General features: G+C 43.2%; 17 protein-coding genes. 12 read left to right on the top strand and 5 right to left on the bottom strand.

Features of this window, described 5'->3' with window-relative positions; translation table 11 throughout:
- Nucleotide 1: 1 nt before the first annotated feature.
- Both AC5JPY_RS12745 and AC5JPY_RS12740 read left to right on the top strand, forming a co-directional pair.
- Nucleotides 2-1315, top strand: coding sequence for an ABC transporter permease (locus AC5JPY_RS12745; protein ID WP_493852671.1), 1314 nt, complete (start codon nt 2-4; stop codon nt 1313-1315).
- Nucleotides 1315-2511 carry an ABC transporter permease gene (locus AC5JPY_RS12740; protein WP_493852670.1) on the top strand — a complete coding sequence of 399 codons (1197 nt, stop codon included), beginning with the start codon at nt 1315-1317 and terminating at the stop codon, nt 2509-2511. The genes AC5JPY_RS12745 and AC5JPY_RS12740 overlap by 1 nt, the downstream gene beginning before the upstream one ends.
- Nucleotides 2512-2674: 163 nt before the next feature.
- Here the strand turns inward: AC5JPY_RS12740 and sthA are convergent, their stop codons facing one another.
- A complete protein-coding gene (sthA, locus tag AC5JPY_RS12735) occupies nt 2675-4318 on the bottom strand; it encodes a Si-specific NAD(P)(+) transhydrogenase (protein WP_319050212.1) in 1644 nt (547 codons plus the stop codon).
- A gap of 160 nt (nt 4319-4478) precedes the next feature.
- Nucleotides 4479-5375, bottom strand: a complete 897-nt coding sequence (ppsR, locus tag AC5JPY_RS12730) for a posphoenolpyruvate synthetase regulatory kinase/phosphorylase PpsR (protein WP_443524279.1) — start codon at nt 5373-5375, stop codon at nt 4479-4481.
- 627 nt (nt 5376-6002) lie between these two features.
- Between ppsR and ppsA the strand changes: the two genes are divergently transcribed.
- The 8 genes from ppsA (at nt 6003) to AC5JPY_RS12690 (ending at nt 14765) form a co-directional block, all read left to right on the top strand.
- A complete protein-coding gene (gene ppsA, locus AC5JPY_RS12725) occupies nt 6003-8387 on the top strand; it encodes a phosphoenolpyruvate synthase (protein ID WP_443524281.1) in 2385 nt (794 codons plus the stop codon).
- A gap of 169 nt (nt 8388-8556) precedes the next feature.
- Nucleotides 8557-9540: an RDD family protein gene (locus AC5JPY_RS12720; RefSeq protein WP_493852669.1), complete on the top strand. Its 984-nt coding sequence runs from the start codon at nt 8557-8559 to the stop codon at nt 9538-9540.
- A gap of 293 nt (nt 9541-9833) precedes the next feature.
- A complete protein-coding gene (gene rpsF / locus AC5JPY_RS12715) occupies nt 9834-10238 on the top strand; it encodes a 30S ribosomal protein S6 (RefSeq protein ID WP_101205443.1) in 405 nt (134 codons plus the stop codon).
- A gap of 16 nt (nt 10239-10254) precedes the next feature.
- Entirely contained in the window at nt 10255-10485 is a 231-nt protein-coding gene (gene rpsR / locus AC5JPY_RS12710; protein ID WP_010198808.1) for a 30S ribosomal protein S18, read from the top strand.
- Between the two features lie 20 nt (nt 10486-10505).
- Nucleotides 10506-11012, top strand: a complete 507-nt coding sequence (rplI, locus tag AC5JPY_RS12705; RefSeq protein ID WP_493852668.1) for a 50S ribosomal protein L9 — start codon at nt 10506-10508, stop codon at nt 11010-11012.
- A 353-nt stretch (nt 11013-11365) separates the two neighbouring features.
- Nucleotides 11366-11605 carry a hypothetical protein gene (locus AC5JPY_RS12700; protein WP_493843409.1) on the top strand — a complete coding sequence of 80 codons (240 nt, stop codon included), beginning with the start codon at nt 11366-11368 and terminating at the stop codon, nt 11603-11605.
- Between the two features lie 553 nt (nt 11606-12158).
- Nucleotides 12159-13517, top strand: coding sequence for a GntP family permease (locus AC5JPY_RS12695; RefSeq protein WP_493852667.1), 1359 nt, complete (start codon nt 12159-12161; stop codon nt 13515-13517).
- 111 nt (nt 13518-13628) lie between these two features.
- The gene (locus AC5JPY_RS12690) at nt 13629-14765 is read left to right on the top strand and encodes a glycerate kinase (RefSeq protein WP_493852666.1); all 1137 of its coding nucleotides are present in this window, start codon (nt 13629-13631) and stop codon (nt 14763-14765) included.
- 99 nt (nt 14766-14864) lie between these two features.
- Here the strand turns inward: AC5JPY_RS12690 and AC5JPY_RS12685 are convergent, their stop codons facing one another.
- Nucleotides 14865-15734 (bottom strand): LysR family transcriptional regulator, encoded by an 870-nt coding sequence (locus AC5JPY_RS12685; RefSeq protein ID WP_493852665.1) that lies wholly within the window; start codon nt 15732-15734, stop codon nt 14865-14867.
- Nucleotides 15735-15842: 108 nt separating this feature from the next.
- Here AC5JPY_RS12685 and AC5JPY_RS12680 point away from each other — a divergent pair, with 108 nt between their 5' ends.
- Nucleotides 15843-16343, top strand: a complete 501-nt coding sequence (locus AC5JPY_RS12680) for a lactoylglutathione lyase family protein (RefSeq protein WP_101205448.1) — start codon at nt 15843-15845, stop codon at nt 16341-16343.
- A 189-nt stretch (nt 16344-16532) separates the two neighbouring features.
- Nucleotides 16533-17345, top strand: coding sequence for an enoyl-CoA hydratase (locus tag AC5JPY_RS12675; protein ID WP_493852664.1), 813 nt, complete (start codon nt 16533-16535; stop codon nt 17343-17345).
- Nucleotides 17346-17483: 138 nt separating this feature from the next.
- On the opposite strand, the gene AC5JPY_RS12670 is transcribed toward AC5JPY_RS12675, so the two are convergent.
- Nucleotides 17484-17822: a RidA family protein gene (locus AC5JPY_RS12670; protein WP_493852743.1), complete on the bottom strand. Its 339-nt coding sequence runs from the start codon at nt 17820-17822 to the stop codon at nt 17484-17486.
- 59 nt (nt 17823-17881) lie between these two features.
- Nucleotides 17882-19129 (bottom strand): NAD(P)/FAD-dependent oxidoreductase, encoded by a 1248-nt coding sequence (locus AC5JPY_RS12665; RefSeq protein ID WP_493852663.1) that lies wholly within the window; start codon nt 19127-19129, stop codon nt 17882-17884.
- Between the last annotated feature and the right edge of the window lie 58 nt (nt 19130-19187).

Raw genomic sequence — 19187 nt, 5'->3', positions numbered from 1 at the left:
CATGCGCTTAATTGAGGCGTTTTTGCGCAGTGCAGCCTATGAGCGGCGATTTTTGATCAAAAACCAGTGGGACCTTAGCATGGTGGTATGGATACCGCTGGCAACCGTCCTACTTATTTGGTGGATATTTTCACAGACTCAGATTACTGATTTGCCTATAGGCATTATCGATCAAGACAATAGTGCGATGGCCAATACTGCTGTACGCTACTTAGAAGCCAGTCCTACGCTCACAGTCAGGCAGTTGTATTATTCTCAAGCAGAGGCCGAGGCTGCGATATTGCAACGCGATATTTACGCAGTCGTGACGATTCCTGAAGACTTCTCTCGCCATATTCTATCGAATACACCTGCGCCACTCACACTACAAGTAAACGCACAGTATGGTACTCACTCTGGTATTATTCAAACGAGTGTTCAAGCAGTTGCAAGTACACTGTCCGCAGGCGTCGAGATACAGCGATTGGTCAAGCAAGGCGTAGCGCCATCGCAAGCCGCAACTGCTTACGCGCCTATCAGTATTCAACGTATCAGTCTGTTCAATGCGGCCACCAATTATCAACAGTTTTTGGCCTCAACCGTGATACCTGCCCTGCTACATATATTGGCAATGGTCGTTGGTGCAACGACCATTGGACGTGAGCTACGTGATAAGAATATTGGTCGCTGGTATCGTTTTATTGATACCAAAAACCCTAAACGAACGTCACCTCGATATCCGAAAACACTAACCGCACCGTTCATCAAGCAAGATAGTGTCAATAACAACAGCGATAATGCCACGGTGTCGTCAACCTTAAGAGCGCCACAGGCACTCAGCCTGTCAGTATTATTGTTTGGTTTGTTAGGTAAATATTTTTGGCCAATGCTGGCCTATAGTGTATGGTCGGCTATGATACTGTGGCTGGCAACCTCGAACCAATCTATAAGCATAGCTTCGCTTGCCGTAGTATATGCCGGTCTTTTATGCCTAATGGCGCTCTCGTTTTGGCTGGGTGCGATCTTTACGTTGAATGCTTTTTCTCTACGTATGGGGCTGTCTGCTACTGGTTTTATCTCAGCGCCTTCTTACGCCTTTGCTGGTGTGACCTTTCCTTATATTGCGATTAGTGATAGCGCGCAATATTGGTCAAATATCCTACCACTGACGCATTATCTCAAGCTTCATATTGCACAACTACAGATGCAAGCACCCATTGCTATATCCCTGCCTAGTGTCTACGGTCTTACCCTTGCTATGATCATAGCACTGCTACTAGCCGCATTATTAACCAAACGTGCATTGGCACATCCTGAACGTTGGGGAGCACGCTAATGTCAATACGATCCAACCCCAATCTCAAAAAATCTGAATCAACAAAGTCTTCGCCATCACCGTCGTTCTGGACAAGCTTTGTCCAAACGCTTAAAGATATTTTTGGGGATAAAGGCATCTTGCTGATGTTGATCATCGCCCCTATTATTTATGGCTTCTTTTATCCGTGGCCTTATTCTACTGAGGTGGTCAATCATGTACCGGTAGGTATCATCGATTATGACAATAGCAACTTATCGCGTACGCTCGCTCGTTATTCAAGCTCCAGCCCCTATTTAGATACCGAGCGTTTTGTCAATGAGCAAGCCGCCAAAGAAGCCATGTGGTCCAATCAAATTGCAGGTTATATGGTGATTCCTAGTGGGCTTGAAGCGCAAGTACTATCAGGTCAACAAGCCCATGTCAGTGTTTTGGGTAATGGTGGCTATTTTATCTTAAATAAAAATGTTCAGCTGGGCTTCTCTCAAGCAGTGGGTACGGTATCAGCAGGCATAAAGGTAAAGAAGGCCGTTGCGAAAGGGGCTTATGCACCCACTGCCGCACAGAGCACGCAAGCAATACCGCTACGCATCATACCACTGTATAACCAAACTGAAGGCTATGGTGCTTATGTCGTGCCAGCTGTCTCTGTCATTATCTTGCAACAAACACTACTGATGGCGACAGCGATGCTGATTGGCACATGGTATGAGCAACGCCGCCATGCGACGAGCATACGTGGCTGGCTAGGACGCATCGGAGCGCTAAGCACGCTAAGCTTTATCGTCGGCTGTTTTTATTATGGCTGGGCGTTTGAGCTACATCATTATCCACGTGGTCAAAACATGCTTGGTACGTTGTTGTTTTTGGCATTATTCTGCCTAACGGTCGCCACGCTCGGCTGTGTGCTTGGGCTATGGTTCCGGCAGCGAGAACGTAGCATGCAAATCTTAATCTTTGTCTCGCTACCGATATTTTTCTTGAGTGGCTACCCATGGCCAGCAGACCAGTTGCCTCAGATATTACAAGTCATACGCTGGATCGTGCCCACAACCCCTGCCATCAATACCTCTGTACAGCTGAACCAAATGGGTGCCAGCGTGTCCCAAGTCGCTATTGGGTTTTATGTACTGGCAGGCTTATGGCTATTTTACTTTGCTTTGCTACTATTTTTACGCAAACGTATACCGCAAAGACAATCCGCTTATAGCGCTTGATAGTAACTGAGCTCAAGCCCCTGACAAAAAAGCGCCTGCTAACAATAGCAGGCGCTTTTTATGGAGAGGACTTTATACTTCCAAGCTTGTTACTTCTAAACGTTGTAATTCCGAACCTTGTACTTCCAAACGTTGAAGCATTCTCAGTAGTTAAAGATAATCGTTAAAACACTCGGTTCAGACCATTGAGCGCCGCAACACGATATGCTTCTGCCATCGTTGGATAGTTAAAGGTCGTATTGACGAAGTACTCAAGCGTATTGTTACACTTCATAACCGCTTGTCCGATATGGATAATCTCTGAGGCATGGTTACCGTAGCAGTGAATACCCAAAATCTCTAGTGTCTCACGATGGAATAGTATCTTTAGTACGCCTGTACGCTCACCAATGATTTGTGCGCGAGCCAGATGCTTAAAGAAAGCTTGCCCAACTTCGTAAGGTACTTTCTCATCTGTCAGCTCTTGCTCGGTTTTGCCAATACAAGAAATCTCAGGGATCGTATAGATACCCGTTGGTACGCTAGATACAGGTTCAGCATCACTGTCGCCAACCATAAATGCAGCCGCACAGCGTCCTTGATCATATGCCGCTGATGCTAATGATGGCCAGCCGATCACATCGCCTGCTGCATAGATATTATCAACATCAGTGCGATAAGTATCATCAACTTTTAGCTGACCACGGCTGTTCGCTTTTAGCCCGATAGCTTCTAGGTTTAGACCTTCAGTGTTACCTGAGCGTCCATTTGACCACAGAATGGCATCTGATTTGATTTTCTTACCGCTTTTGAGATGTAGGATTACGCAGTCATCATGGGTCTCAAGATGATCAATCTCTTCGTTACTGCGAATGAGCACACCGAACTGTCTAAAATCGTGCGCGATGGCATCGCTAATCTCGCTATCGAGGTAGTTAAGCAACTGATCTTGGTTGTTGATCAGATCCACTTTATAGCCAAGACCAGTAAAGATGGAAGCGTATTCACAGCCAATCACGCCAGCACCATAGATGATGATTTTTTTGACGATATAATCCATCTGTAGGATCTTGTCAGAATCAAAAACACGCGGATGATTGAAGTCTAAGATATCAGGACGATATGGACGACTACCGACCGTTACGATGGCTTTATTAAAGGTAATGGTTTCAAACACATTGTCATCCGTTTCAACACGTAAAGTATGTTTGTCAACAAAACTGCCCCACCCTTGAATGACTTCAATACGGTTGCGCTCATAAAAACCCGTATGCGTGTTCACTTGACGGCGTATCACTTGACGAGCGTTGGCAAGCACTTTATTCAGCGGAACTTGCTTATACTCCATCGCTTTTGTGAACATTGGATCACGGCGAAAGTTAATCAAGTTAAATACCGATTGGCGCAGTGCTTTACTCGGGATCGTACCTACATGAGTCGAGTTACCACCCACCTGATCACGCGGATCGACCACCACCACTCTCTTACCAGATTTGGTAAGCTTCATGGCAGCAGCCTCTCCAGCTGGTCCTGCACCCAATACCACAACATCGTATTCATAGTCGTGATTGTCGCTTTTTAAGCGACGAGAGTCTTTGGCAAAACCCGATTGAATATCGATACGGGTGTCATCGAGCGGGTTGATAAGGTCTGGATGGTGCATGACATCATCAGTAACTTGCTCGTGGGTTTGTTCAATTTTTTGTTTTTTGTCTTTACCTTCGGTATGTTCAGGGTTGGGCGTGCGACCGTTCTCTTTATTAGATACTTCGGTATGAATATCTTTACCAGTATCATTGGTCGCGTCGCTTGCACTTTTACTTACCATGATGTCCTCTTTATTTATTGATTATATGAATAAGTTTGTATGGGAGTGAGTTTTTACGATCTACGTAGGTTAATAAAATTAGGTTAGTAAAATCACGCCACCATAAAGTATGGATATCTTTTTTGCAATCTTGATACGTATTGCGCACTGTAATAATTTATCAGCCAATACGGCGCTTAAGACCAGTCATTTGCAAGATACGGGTGGCAATCTCTTCAACAGACATCTCCGATACGTCCAAGCTTGGAATACCATGAGTAATATAGATACCTTGTATCGCACGCTGCTCTTGCTGACATTGTTGGTAGCTGGAATAACGACTGCCTGCACGGCGCTCTTGACGGATTTTTACTAAGCGATCGGTATCAATGAGCAAGCCAAACAGTTTGTCTTTGTGCTCACGTAATGCTTTTGGCAACTGATTGTCGTACAAATCATCTTCGGTCAAAGGATAGTTTGCCGCTCGAATACCAAACTGTAATGCCAAGTATAGCGATGTCGGTGTCTTACCAGAACGCGACACCCCCACTAAGATAATATCTGCTGCATTATAGTGGCGAGTACGCGCTCCATCGTCATTGTCCAAAGCAAAATGAACCGCATCGATACGCTCTTTGTAGGTTTCAGAGTCAACGTCGTCGTGCGCATGACCAGAGTGACCATCTGGCTCAACGCCGGTTTCTTCTGCAACGCGTCCTATTAATCCCTCATACATATCCAAGTTACAGCTGTGGGCTGAGTTAATCTTTTCGCGGATCTCTGAATTAACGATAGTATCGAACACCAGCGGCAGTGAGCCATCGCGCTGATAAGCCATATTGATTTGCTCGACTGCGTCTTCAGCACGCTCTAGGCTGTCAACGTATGGCAAAACACGCGTCTCAAAAGGCACTGAAGCAAACTGACTTAAAATAGCGCGACCCAATGTCTCAGCAGTAATCGCTGTGCCATCTGAGATGAAAAATGCCGTTCTGATGGCTTGTGAGCTGTCCAAGTTGAGTGCGTGATGGTTTTGGATAGTGGACTTAACTTGTTCAGATGGATTGCTTGAGTACATGACGTTGGCACCTTGGTTGAAAACTCAATAATGATCTTCATTTAGCTTCTAGTGATGATTTGATAGCGTTTATCTAAATTTGGCGGCTTAATTGAGTTACCTGATTAGCTATTTAAGTACTCAATGATTGCTCTTGAACGAGATACACAGCGGCATCTGTATCGTACGTTGATAGAACCATGCACATCACCTATCTATGCGCTACATTATACGCATATTAAGCCCTTAATAGAAATCAATGTTACAGGCACACACTTAGAACCAACACGGTTTTTCACGCAATCATTACCTTCAACTGCCTACTCATTAAATGTTTTTATTACTGAACCTTTTATGTAGAAATAGAAGTTGTGAGAATACTCGAATACCGTCGCTCGAATGCACTCATCTTCAAATTTCTTGACAATTATAAGCACTCAACAAGCACATACTATTACTGATACTGTTGATATTTTTTGTGCTTTCAGACAAAAAAATATCAGCCACTTACCAAAATTTATGTGGCAATTCCTACAATTTGTGTATTTTTAACAAGTTTTTTGGTCAAACCCCTCGAAATCCTCATAATATGGCGGTATAATTCACCGTTATAATCTTTACTAAATAACCTTATTTTCTGGAGTTATCATGGCAGCGCAATCTACAGCACTTGTAATCAATCTTGATCAGCTAGGAAAAGACGATATCGAAATGGTTGGCGGCAAGAATGCCTCTCTTGGTGAAATGATCAGCCATCTATCTGATTTAGGCGTTAGTGTTCCAGGCGGTTTTGCCACCACTTCAAATGCTTTCAATCGCTTTTTGACAGAAACAGGCTTGCTTGACAAAATCAACAACGAGCTAAAAACACTAGATGTTGATGATGTCAAAAAACTTGCAGAAACAGGTAAAAAGATCCGTACTTGGATTATTGAACAAGAGCTGCCAAAAGATCTTGAGCAAGAAGTACGTCAGTCATTTGAAACGATGAGTGGCGGTGAAGACATCGCGGTTGCTGTCCGTTCTTCTGCTACCGCTGAAGATTTGCCAGATGCCTCATTTGCTGGTCAGCAAGAAACCTTCTTGAACATTCGTGGTATTGATAACGTTCTAATCGCTATTAAAGAAGTATTTGCCTCTTTATATAACGACCGTGCCATCTCTTATCGTGTTCATAAAGGTTTTGAGCATGAAGGCGTTGCCTTGTCTGCTGCTGTACAGCGTATGGTGCGTTCAGAGACTGGTGCTGCTGGTGTTATGTTCACACTAGATACCGAAAGTGGTTTTGATCAGGTGGTATTCATCACCTCAAGCTACGGTCTAGGTGAGATGGTTGTACAGGGCGCAGTTAACCCAGATGAGTTTTATATCTCAAAACGTCTGCTAGCTGATGGTAAGCCTTCTGTTATCCGTCGTAACCTAGGTAGCAAGCACAAGAAAATGGTTTATGGTGATGAAGGCAGCACGGCTAAATCAGTGAAAACTGTTGATGTTGAAAAGCAAGAGCGTATGCAGTTCTCTTTATCTACTGAAGAGCTGACCTCACTTGCCAAACAAGCCGTAACCATTGAGCAGCATTATGGTCATGCAATGGACATCGAATGGGCAAAAGACGGCGATAGCGGTGAGATCTTTATCGTTCAAGCACGTCCTGAGACTGTTAAGAGCCGCCAAGACAGCAATGTCATGGAGCGTTATGTTATCGACACGACTGGCGCAAAAGTATTGTGTGAAGGTCGTTCAATCGGTCAGCGTATCGGTTCAGGTAAAGTGCGTATCGTTAGCAACCTAAACGAGATGGACAAAGTAGAAGAAGGCGACGTACTGGTATCAGACATGACTGATCCGGATTGGGAGCCAGTTATGAAGCGCGCTTCTGCTATCATCACTAACCGTGGTGGCCGTACGTGTCATGCGGCTATTATCGCGCGTGAGCTAGGTGTGCCAGCTATCGTTGGTTGTGGTAACGCCACTGAGTTATTGGTTGATGGTCAAGACGTGACTGCGTCTTGTGCTGAAGGTGACACTGGTTTCATTTATGAGAGCCAGATTGATTTTGAAGTACAGACCAACTCTGTTGAGTCTATGCCAGAGCTTGCATTTAAAGTGATGATGAACGTTGGTAACCCGGATCGCGCGTTCTCATTCACCCAAATGCCAAACGAAGGTATTGGTCTTGCGCGTCTAGAGTTCATCATCAACCGTATGATTGGTGTGCATCCAAAAGCGCTACTAAACATGAACAGCTTGCCACGTGAGATCTCACAAGCAATCCAAGAGCGTATTGCAGGCTATGCCTCACCAGTTGATTTCTACGTTGATAAATTGGTTGAAGGTATCTCAACCCTAGCCGTTGCCTTTATGGATCAGCCAGTTATCGTTCGTATGTCAGATTTCAAATCAAACGAATATGCTAACCTACTCGGTGGTAAGTTATACGAGCCATCAGAAGAAAACCCAATGCTTGGTTTCCGCGGTGCTAGCCGTTATGTCTCTGACAACTTCCGTGATTGCTTTGAGCTTGAGTGTAAAGCACTAAAACGTGTTCGTGATGAGATGGGTCTGACCAATGTTGAGATCATGATCCCATTTGTCCGTACCACTGACGAAGCAGCACAAGTAATTGAGCTACTTGAAAAGAATGGTCTAAAACGCGGCGAAAATGGTCTACGCGTCATTATGATGTGTGAACTACCAACCAACGCCTTACTCGCAGAAGAGTTCCTAGAGCACTTCGATGGTTTCTCTATTGGTTCTAACGATTTGACTCAGCTAACGCTTGGTCTTGATCGTGACTCAGGCATCGTCTCACATCTATTTGATGAGCGTGACCCTGCAGTTAAGAAACTATTGACGATGGCTATTGACGCCTGCCGTAAACAGAACAAATATGTTGGTATCTGTGGTCAGGGTCCATCAGATCATCCAGATCTAGCATTCTGGCTTATGGAGCAAGGCATCAGCTCAGTATCATTGAATCCTGATTCTGTACTAGATACTTGGTTCTTCTTAGCTGGTGAAGAAGCACAGTAAGTCACTGTGTTAAGTGATCATTGTGTTAAGTAACTATATTGACTCACTATGCTAAGTCACAGTATTAAGTTACTGGGGTAATTCACACAGTCATTAAAGATACCACTATTAGGGTCTATTTGATTTTTTCAAATAGACCCTAATATAATGTGTTAAGACATGACTAACTATGCAGGCAATTATGCAGATTTTCCTTGCTCGAAATAACGTACAAGCTGGCCCATATGATTTGGAGCAGCTGAATATTATGCTCGCCTCTGGTGAAGTACTGCTAGATGATTTGATGTGGCATGAAGGCCTGAGCCAATGGCAACGTGTAGGCAATCTCACCAACAACCAAGCGGCTTATAGACCTACTGCTAGTGGTCGTTCTGAAAACAACGATTCCATTATCAACAATGTAACCGTGTTTCCTGAAGACAATGCTAATAGCGCGAGTGGTCAAGAAGATAAGTCTGTCTCACTAGATAGATTGTACGGCAAGCCTGAACGTCCCAAAAGCGTCAAGGCAGATATGACGACCAATCGTCATCAAACGCCGCATAACAATGTATCGTTGAACAAGTCCAATCTCAAAAAGACGGCCGCAGACAAAACCGTGGGTAACGTCGTGCTCGCGCCTATTATGTCGCGTGTATTGGCAACGGCATTAAATGGTTTACTTTATGTCTTAGCCATTTTGCCATTGGTCATGGCATTGACCAAATTGGATGTGGATTACACCAAGTTCCAAAACATCCAAGACATGGACGCCGCCTATCAGTATTCAATGACGCTGATGGAAAGCCTTCCTAGTAGCACGTTAATGATGTCGCAAGTGATGGTATTTGGTCTATTTGCTTTGCAATTGTTATTTATTGCCATGCGCGGTCAATCACTAGGCAAACTGATTACTGGTATTCGAGTGGTGGATCAAACCACGCATCGACTGCCTTCATTCATAAAGCTTATCGGTACGCGTACATTGTTACTGTTCATCATCTACAACTTGCTGTTTTCATTTACCAGCTTTTTAGGTTTTGTGATTATCGCTATTCATTATTACATGGCATCAAGAAACCCTCAAAATATCGGCTGGCATGACAAACTTGCCAAAACCTTAGTCGTCAAAGCGGACAGTAGCCAGTTAGAAAAAAAGTCTAAAACGAAGTAAATCTTTTTTATACTCGATTATCAATACTGTCTCTACTTTTTCTTGTAGTTACTATAAAAAAACTGCGTATAATCGCGGCTTTTTTATTTGGCAGAGATTATTTATCCTCTTTTTATATCTTATTGGCAACAGCTTGGTGATTAACCTTTGTGTTAATCACCGAGTACTGTTATAATACGGCGCTTTATAAACTAAGCTTTTTTCTTATTATATTTTTAGGAATTAGGGCTTACCTTATAAATCTCCTTGCTATTAACATAGGGTTAATAGCTACTAATCCGTAAGGAGTCATAATGCGACATTACGAACTGGTGTTACTTGTACACCCAGACCAAAGCGACCAAGTGGTCGGCATGGTTGAGCGCTACATCAAGTTAGTTCAAGACAACAACGGTGTTATCCACCGTCTAGAAGATTGGGGCCGTCGTCAACTGGCTTACCCAATTAACAAGATTCACAAAGCTCATTACGTTCTTTTCAACATTGAAACTGACGGTGAAACTTTAGCTGAACTTGAAGAATTATTCCGCTATAACGACGCGATCATTCGTAGTCTAGTTATGCGCCGTGACGAAGCTGTCACTGAAGAGTCGCAGTTAGCCAAGAATGCCGATGAAAAACGCGCACGCAAAGCAACTACTCGTCGTCCAGACAATCGTGAAAACGATAATGACGACAACGACAACAGTGAAGACTAATTAAAGGAGAATACTCATGGCACGTTTCTATCGCCGTCGCAAATTCTGCCGTTTCACTGCTGAAGGCATCACTCACATCGACTATAAAGATGTTGAATTGCTAAAACAGTATATTAGTGATAATGGTAAAATCGTACCTAGCCGTATTACTGGTACATCTACTAAATATCAGCGTCAACTAGCGACTGCTATCAAGCAAGCTCGTTATTTATCGCTACTTCCATACACTGATAACCATCAAGGTTAACCGCTAACTAGGAATGACTCATGCAAATTATTTTGTTACAGCGTATCGTCAACCTTGGTAAACTCGGTGAAACTGTCGATGTAAAACCAGGTTACGGACGTAACTTTCTTATCCCTCAGGGCCGCGCTCTACCTGCTACTAAAGCTAACATCGAAAAGTTCGAAGCACGTCGTGCTGAGCTTGAAGCTGAAGAAGCAAAAGAGATCGCTGTTGCTCAAGAGCGTGCTGATGCACTAACTGACGTTAATGTTATCATGCGTGCTAAATCAGGTGACGAAGGCAAGCTATTCGGTTCTATCGGTACTCGCGATATCGCTGAAGCATTGACTAACTCAGGTCTAGAAGTTGACCGTGCTGAAATCAAGCTACCTGAAGGCACTCTACGTCAAATTGGCGAATACAATGTTGATATTCAGCTACACCATGACGTTACTGCTAGCATCTTAGTTACTATTCTTTCTGAAGATGGTAACAACGAAGATTCAGCTGACGAAGAAGAATCTGAAGAAGACTACTCTGAAGAGTAATTCTTTAGACAGTTAGATTTATTCAAAAAAACCAGCAGCCTTGTGTTGCTGGTTTTTTTATTGTGTACGGTTTTTGATTAATTGTAGACTAGTTTACTGTCGTCTTGCGCAGCGCTATTCTGATAGATCGAAATTCAATTCAATATTAGTCGGCTAAATATTAGTCGTTTATAAGTTACTTAAAAAAATACTGTCCTAACGGCGATGTTACCTATGTAATGATATAGCAACTATTTGCTACAACTACCTTAAAAATGGTATACCAAACAATAAGATAGTGCCTATATAATCGTCTTTATTATCAACAGCAGGATTGATATTCTGCTGTTTTATTTACAACAGGGCACACAAGTATGAAAGACAATGAAATATACACTGATGATAAGCTTCTATGTATTCAAGGCAATGATATTTACCTAGAAGGTGAAATTTATACAGTAGGCAGAATCGTCAATGACAAGTACTTCCAACTATTGACGAGTGATAATGACGATCATTGGTATGCCACTCACGACGAACAAGGTATTCATGTGAGTTTTGATACAACGATATCAACCACGCCAAACAAAGCGTTTTTCGATAAAATCGCGTAGTCATGTATAGTTGTTCGTTAGTTCAATACCATATCGTATAAATACCGCTTACTCATACCTTGTTTTGGGCTAAAACTTTGATATGAGCATTGCGTTAGACATTATCTCTTATCAGTACAAACTGGTCACTACATGTGGCCAGTTTTTTTTGCCCTATCCATATAACCTATTCTAATAAAATAGACCTCAATAGTTTCGATGCAATGAAATACTTTGAACAAACGTTGATTTTCTTTTAGAATGGCTTTAATAAACAGTAGTCCGATACAGCCATATTATTTTTCAATATGGCATGGATAGAAATAGCACTATATTTCTGCTGAATATATTTCCTAGTAGCAGCCATTTGCTATAGAATATGCCCCTTCAAAATTTCGTATCGTTATTCATGTTTATAATCAGTTCAAGATGACTCATATAAAAACCTGTGCAAATAAGATTCCTGCCACTATGACATATAGTCTGAGCAGCGCTGATGCCGTATATGATTTATATAAAATTGACTGTATTTGTATTAATAATCCATTAAGTTCTAAACCATATTGAGACAGTGATGATTGTATTTTGGCTTGTACTGACCATTCTTTTTATTATTTTCGCTACTGCAAAACTGAAGTGGCATCCTTTTTTAGTATTGATTCTATCTGCTTTTTTGGTCGCGCTATTTTATCAAGTACCGCTCAATACAGTCGCAAAAACAATCTCTGATGGTTTCGGTGGGATTCTAGGATACATCGGTCTAGTTATTGTATTTGGTACGATTATTGGTTTAATCCTTGAAAAGACAGGCGCTGCTATCGTAATGGCAGAGTCAGTGATCAAAGTGTTGGGGCCGCGCTTTCCTACTTTGACGATGTCTATCGTTGGTGCGGTAGTATCAATACCTGTGTTTTGTGACTCAGGCTACATCATCTTGAACTCTCTAAAAGAATCTCTAGCTGAGCGCTTGAACGTCTCAAGTGTGGCGATGAGTATTGCTTTGGCAACAGGTCTATATGCTACTCATACTTTCGTACCACCTACACCAGGTCCAATCGCGGCAGCGGGGAATTTAGGACTAGAGTCTAACTTGGGTTTGGTCATCATGGTGGGTGTGGTCGTGACTGCCGTGGCGGTACTGGCTGGCTGGTGGTGGTCTAACCGTTTTCTCAATGCAACACCTGACAACATAAACAAGGCTGACGCGCCAGCAGCAGCAATGCCTGAAGGCATGAAAACTCGTGATGATTATAGTCACTTACCATCAGCGACAATGGCGTTTTTACCTATTATTGTTCCTATTATATTGATCTGCTTGTCTTCGGTTGCTAATTTCCCAAGTGCACCATTTGGCAGTAGCATGGTAGCTGATATTTTAATATTCATTGGTAATCCACTGACTGCGTTACTTATCGGCTTGTTCTTATCATTCTTCTTAATCAAATCAAGCCAAAAAACGCAAGAAATTAGCGATAGCATCTCACAAGGTTTGGTTGTTGCTGCTCCTATCCTACTGATCACTGGTGCTGGTGGCGCATTTGGTGCCATGTTAAAAGTGACACCAATTGGCGATTATTTGGGTTCAACGCTATCTGCTTTGGGTTTAGGTATCTTCATGCCATTTATCGTCTCTGCTGCGCTAAAAACAGCGCAAGGCTCAACCACAGTCGCATTGGTTACGACTTCTGCAATGGTCGCACCTCTTCTAAACCAAATCGGTCTAGACAGCGAGCTTGGCCGGGTATTCTGTGTGATGGCAATTGGTGCCGGTGCCATGACCATCTCACATGCCAATGACAGCTTCTTTTGGATTGTGAGCCAGTTTAGTCGCATGAGTGTGGCACAAGCGTACAAAGCTCATTCAATGGCTACTGGTATCCAAGGTGTGACTAGCATTGTGTTTATCTGGTTGTTGACGCTAGTATTTATCTAATCCTAAGATTAGCTGTTTTTACAGACGTTTATTTGGCTGTTACTAAGTAAACGTTTTAAAACATGACACCATCGCAATGATCGTGTCATTAAGATATTCAAAGAGAGCCGTATGAAAATTTTGATTGCCCCTGACTCGTTTAAAGAAAGTCTAGAAGCGCTCGATGTCTGCCGTGCCATTCAGTCTGGCTTTAGCCAAGTGTTTCCAGATGCTGATTACAAGCTACTGCCAATGGCAGATGGCGGCGAAGGCACATCAGCAGTGTTGTCTTATGTATTAGGGGGTCACTGGAAAGAAGTCAAAGTACACGATCCATTGATGAGACCAATCACCGCAAAGTACTTATTGTTGCCTGACGCGACTGCGGTAATCGAAGTGGCTCAAGCGTGCGGATTGCATCTACTGACAGCTGATGAGCGTAATCCTGTTATTGCGAGTAGTTATGGTGTGGGTGAGCTGATCGAAGATGCGTTAGCAGAAGGGGCCAAGCGCATCATTATCGGTCTTGGTGGTAGCGCAACCAATGATGCAGGTCTTGGTATGCTCATGGCATTAGGTGTGACATTTCATGACATCAATAATAGCTTACTCACTCATGGTGGCGGTGCACTTGCCAGCCTACATCATATCGACAGCACCAACCTCAATGCCAAGATATTGAATACTGTATTTGAGGTCGCTTGTGATGTGACCAATCCATTATGCGGCCTGCTAGGAGCAAGCGCAGTATTTGGCCCGCAAAAAGGCGCTAACCCAGAGCAAGTCAATACTTTGGACAAGGCACTAAATCACTTTGCAACAATGTGCAATCAGCATGGTTATGAAGACTGTCAACACGTTGAAGGTGCTGGTGCTGCTGGTGGTCTTGGCTATGCGATGATGACGTTCTTCCAAGCTCAGCTAAAGTCAGGCTTTGATACAGTTGCTGGAGTGGCTCATCTGTCACAGCATATTGCAGAGACTGATCTTGTCATCACTGGCGAGGGTAAGCTCGATGCGCAGACCGCCATGGGTAAAGTGGCAGGCGGTATCAGCCAAATCGCTAAGGCTAGCCGTACACCTGTCATCGCTATCTGCGGCAGCGTCGATGGACTAAAACCTGCCCAGACCAGTCAGTTCGATGTGGTTATGCCGAGTATCCAAAAAGTAGATACGATCGATAATGTGTTAGGCTCTGCTTACAACAATATTGAGACTACTGCTGCTAATATTGCTGCAAGTATTAAGCTGGGCCAAAGCCTAAAGTAGCGCAACGCTCACAAATTCATAGTCTTCTCTAGATATAAAAACGTTAAATGCACCGCTCCTATATACCTGCTAGCGGTGCATTTATTGTTTTCAACATATCTATAGCCATTTTCTTATATCATCAATGACCGTATGCATTCTATTAGAGAGTACCTGCTGTCGTCTGACTGCCAGATATAGCGTTTCGCTAACGGCAACTGGTAAAGCATGGCTGTTGATGAGCTCAGGCTTTGAGTAAGCAGCTACTGCGTGTGCAGGTAAAACCGTAAAGCCTATTCCTCTGCTGACAGGCTCTAAAATCAGACCAATTTGATTAGAAAAGCCTTTTTTCTCAAAATCGTTGATATGCTGAAATTGTTCATAGTTGGCAGTCAGGAGCATGCCTGCATGATGGGCTCCATCCGGATGATCAATAAATCCAAGCTGGGTAAGCTGCTCCCAGCTCGGCTCGGTTGTCGTGGCAGGTGTCACCAGTATCAATGCTTCTTGCGCCATAGGCTTACAGCTAACCGTTTCATTCTCTGAGATATCTGTCATAAACCCAATATCAATCTCATGGTTGGCAAGTGCTTGCTCGATATCTGAGTTGGGTGCAAAACGATAATCAATCACCAGCTGTGGGTGTTGCTGCTGTAGATTTAGAAGCTTTGGATATAGCTTAAGCCCTACACTACCCGGTGACATTAGCCGTACCAACCCTTCATAAGGCGGGTCTTCACCGATACGTTGCTCTAAATTTGATAGACGCTGCAATATCTCACCTGCTTCTTTATAAAGCTGTTCACCTGCATTGGTCAGTGAGAACTGCTTACCTTGTCGAATCAACAAATCCGTATCTAGTTGCTCTTCTAACTTACGTATGTGCTGGCTCACGCCAGACTGCGTCATGTATAAGCGCTCAGCAGTACGCGTAAAATGCCCGACCTCAGCAAGCGTGCAAAAAGTACGTAGCCATGTGATATTTGTCATTACGTTTTATACTTATTTATATAATATTTGATAATTTTACATAATTGATCTGTATTTGTATACTGGCTCCACGTTAAAGAAAACGCACATTAAACAGGAGCACAAACTATGAATAACGTCTATCCAAGAAGCTTTTCGCACATTGGTCTATCAGTCCCAGACCTAGATGCTGCCGTAAAATTTTATACCGAAGTGATGGGTTGGTACACCATCATGGAACCAACTGAGATTGTCGAAGATGACAGTCCGATTGGTGAGATGTGTACTGAAGTATTTGGTGCAGGTTGGGGAAGCTTTCGTATCGCTCATTTGTCTACTGGTGACCGTATCGGTGTTGAGATTTTTGAATTCAAAAATCAAGAAAACCCTGAAAATAACTTTGAATACTGGAAAACGGGCATCTTTCATTTCTGTGTTCAAGATCCAAATGTTGAAGAACTGGCTGAGCGTATGGTTGCAGCAGGTGGTAAAAAGCGTATGGAAAAACCACGCTACTACTATCCTGGCGAAAAACCTTACCGCATGATTTATATGGAAGACCCGTTCGGTAACATCGTCGAGATATATAGCCATAGCTACGAGCTTATCTATAGCGAAGGCGCATACTAGGTTTAGTATAAATTTAGCTTATATCTGATTGAAAAACCAATAGCGTACTCATCATCTGAGTGCGCTATTTTGTTATGAGCTTTCTATGTGCTCCATCTATTGTATAGAATATGAGCCATGCTACTATTTATATAACTTCATAGATAGCAGCATTTGCCAAATCAAACCACCCATTATCAAGGATGATAAATGACACAATCTGGCATTACTCTAGGCATAGACAATCTTCTCGTTATTAGAGAAGACAATAAAGAAAGTGGCATAGTCACGCTGACCTTAAACCAACCCAAACAATTCAATGCCCTGTCCGTTGAAGTACTATCTGCCATGCAAGCAGAACTGGACAATATCGCTCAAGACGATACGATCAGAGTGGTGGTTATTCAAGCGACGGGCAAGGCGTTCTGTGCGGGTCACAATCTAAAACAAATGCGCGCAAACGATGATGAAGCATTTCATCGTGCCCTATTCCAGCAATGTAGCAAAATGATGCTTACCATCAACTGTATGCCACAAGTCGTTATCGCAAAAGTACAAGGCGTTGCCACAGCCGCAGGATGTCAGCTGGTCGCAGCTTGTGACTTAGCCGTTGCCGCTGACAATGCAAAATTTGCTACTTCTGGGATAAACGTTGGACTTTTTTGCTCTACGCCTGCCGTTGCCGTCAGTCGTAATTTACCCCGTAAGCAAGCATTTGAGATGTTAATCACAGGTGAATTTATCGATGCGCATACTGCCTTACAATATGGATTGATCAATCGAGTTGCGCCAGCAGAGCAACTCGATCAAACACTACAATCACTGATAACGGCGATTACTACCAAGTCTCCGGTGGCAGTAAAAACTGGCAAAGGTATGTTTTATAAGCAGCTGGGTATGAACATCGAAGATGCATATGACTATGCCAGTGAAGTAATGACGGACAATATGATGGCAGACGATGTGAGTGAAGGCATTGATGCGTTTATTGAGAAACGCCAAGCGGTATGGAAAGGATGCTAATAGCTATATGAGTAACTGTGTTAGTAGCTACATTAGTCACTATGCTAGCTTATCTTCACACATAGAAAAGGACAGGATATTGCTATCCTGTCCTTTCTACTGCTTTTACTATTAGTTACAAGTACTACGAACAGACTATTACTCAGCAGCGATGGCAATCATCTCAACCAATAACTCAGGACGTGCCAGTGCTGATTCGCCACAAGCGCGCGCTGGTGGCTCGATACCTTCAAACCACTCGTCATAAACTTCATTCATAGCTGCAAAATCAGCCATGTCTTTGATCCAAACCGTCACTGAAAGCAGTTTTGATTTATCACTACCCACTTCTTGTAATAGCGTTTGGATTTTTTCTAGACATGTCAATGTTTGCGCTTTGATATCGTCTTCTGCATTACCGACCTGACCACATAAGTAAACGGTCTGGTTGTGGACGACGATTCTGCTCATGCGTGGGGTGCTATGTAATTTCTTTATCATGTTATCTACCTTTAATTTATTAACTTAAAATGGTGCTAAATTTGCTAGACGCGCTTTTAATTAGAAAAACGCTGTGCACTAAATGGTGCCAAATCTACCAATGCCGGCTTGTCATGAATCATCTCTTCAACCAGGCGCCCTGTCATTGGCCCTAAGGTAAAGCCTTGATGACTGTGACCAAACGCAAACCATAGTTTGTCATGCTTGTCAGCAGGTCCGATGACGGGCTTCATATCTGGCATACAAGGACGTGATCCAGCCCATGCTTCACTTTCAACGGCATCTTCTAATGGCAAGATTTTCTTAGCAAGTTTCAATACGGTTTTTAACTGACCAAAGTTCTTTGGCGCATTCATGGTCGTCATCTCAGCACCAGTCGTGATACGGATACCCTGCTGCATTGGACCCATGACAAAGCCTTTGTCCATATCAAACATACTATGATTGATGGTGTTCTTATCTGTTACTTTGAAATGCTGATGGTAGCCACGCATCGGGAATAACGGTAGGTCATATCCCAGTGGTCTGATCAAATCATTCGACCATGGACCTGCTGCAATGACTAATTTATCACTGTAGTAAGTATCTTTATCAGTGATAACTTTCCAGCCGTCAGCATCTTTGACGATTTCTTTAACGTCATTCTCTTTGATCGTACCCTGCATGTCTTGGAAGTTTTTTGCATAGGCTTTTACAAGCGAGCTTGGGTTTGATACTTGCCAAGAGTTTTTCCAATGAATCGCACCAACGAACCCTTCAAAATTGGCGCTTGGCTCCATGGCTTTTAGTTCTTCAAGGTTGAGAACATTGTGCTCAACACCTTGGTTACGAGCATCAATGGCTGATGTTTGCGCTTCTTTAAACGTTTCTTCTGAGCGATGCAATTGCAACCAACCATCACGAGTAATGAGCTCGTCAGCACCAGAGGCGCTGATCATGGTTTGGTGCTCACTGGTACAATGCTCGATCAACGTCTGCCATTCAGATTCAATTTTTTTGACGGATGCTGGCGTAGAGTATTTCCAGTACTGTAATAGCGCTTGGTGATAACGCAAAATAGCTGGTATGCGGTAGCGAATATCTGTCCCTTGGTTTGGCAATACTCTAATCATTTCTGTCAGCTGACGCGGAAAAGGATGCGTATGAATCGCTTCGCGCTGAATCAATCCTGCATTGCCATACGAGGTCTCTGAACCTGGCAATTTCTTATCTAAGAGTAATACATTTGAGTTATTTTTTTGTAGATGCCACGCGATTGACGTGCCAACCATACCTGCACCGATAACGATCACTTCGTAGCGCATAACCTATCCTTTTCTTAGGGTGTTAATACAGAGTATCAAATATAAGGGTCGAACCGAA

Source organism: Psychrobacter sp. H27 (assembly GCF_059072655.1).
Note: the sequence above shows the minus strand (reverse complement) of the source record. Positions and strands in the feature narration are given on the sequence as shown.

What these genes read in the sequence shown, in the direction of transcription:
- sthA (WP_319050212.1), bottom strand. Translation starts at nt 4,318, where the DNA reads ATGGTAAGTAAAAGTGCAAGCGACGCGACCAATGATACTGGTAAAGAT.
- AC5JPY_RS12685 (WP_493852665.1), bottom strand. Translation starts at nt 15,734, where the DNA reads ATGACAAATATCACATGGCTACGTACTTTTTGCACGCTTGCTGAGGTC.
- AC5JPY_RS12740 (WP_493852670.1), top strand. Translation starts at nt 1,315, where the DNA reads ATGTCAATACGATCCAACCCCAATCTCAAAAAATCTGAATCAACAAAG.
- AC5JPY_RS12690 (WP_493852666.1), top strand. Translation starts at nt 13,629, where the DNA reads ATGAAAATTTTGATTGCCCCTGACTCGTTTAAAGAAAGTCTAGAAGCG.
- AC5JPY_RS12700 (WP_493843409.1), top strand. Translation starts at nt 11,366, where the DNA reads ATGAAAGACAATGAAATATACACTGATGATAAGCTTCTATGTATTCAA.
- rpsF (WP_101205443.1), top strand. Translation starts at nt 9,834, where the DNA reads ATGCGACATTACGAACTGGTGTTACTTGTACACCCAGACCAAAGCGAC.
- ppsA (WP_443524281.1), top strand. Translation starts at nt 6,003, where the DNA reads ATGGCAGCGCAATCTACAGCACTTGTAATCAATCTTGATCAGCTAGGA.
- AC5JPY_RS12675 (WP_493852664.1), top strand. Translation starts at nt 16,533, where the DNA reads ATGACACAATCTGGCATTACTCTAGGCATAGACAATCTTCTCGTTATT.
- AC5JPY_RS12695 (WP_493852667.1), top strand. Translation starts at nt 12,159, where the DNA reads ATGATTGTATTTTGGCTTGTACTGACCATTCTTTTTATTATTTTCGCT.
- AC5JPY_RS12665 (WP_493852663.1), bottom strand. Translation starts at nt 19,129, where the DNA reads ATGCGCTACGAAGTGATCGTTATCGGTGCAGGTATGGTTGGCACGTCA.
- AC5JPY_RS12680 (WP_101205448.1), top strand. Translation starts at nt 15,843, where the DNA reads ATGAATAACGTCTATCCAAGAAGCTTTTCGCACATTGGTCTATCAGTC.
- AC5JPY_RS12720 (WP_493852669.1), top strand. Translation starts at nt 8,557, where the DNA reads ATGCAGGCAATTATGCAGATTTTCCTTGCTCGAAATAACGTACAAGCT.
- AC5JPY_RS12745 (WP_493852671.1), top strand. Translation starts at nt 2, where the DNA reads ATGCGCTTAATTGAGGCGTTTTTGCGCAGTGCAGCCTATGAGCGGCGA.
- rplI (WP_493852668.1), top strand. Translation starts at nt 10,506, where the DNA reads ATGCAAATTATTTTGTTACAGCGTATCGTCAACCTTGGTAAACTCGGT.
- rpsR (WP_010198808.1), top strand. Translation starts at nt 10,255, where the DNA reads ATGGCACGTTTCTATCGCCGTCGCAAATTCTGCCGTTTCACTGCTGAA.
- ppsR (WP_443524279.1), bottom strand. Translation starts at nt 5,375, where the DNA reads ATGTACTCAAGCAATCCATCTGAACAAGTTAAGTCCACTATCCAAAAC.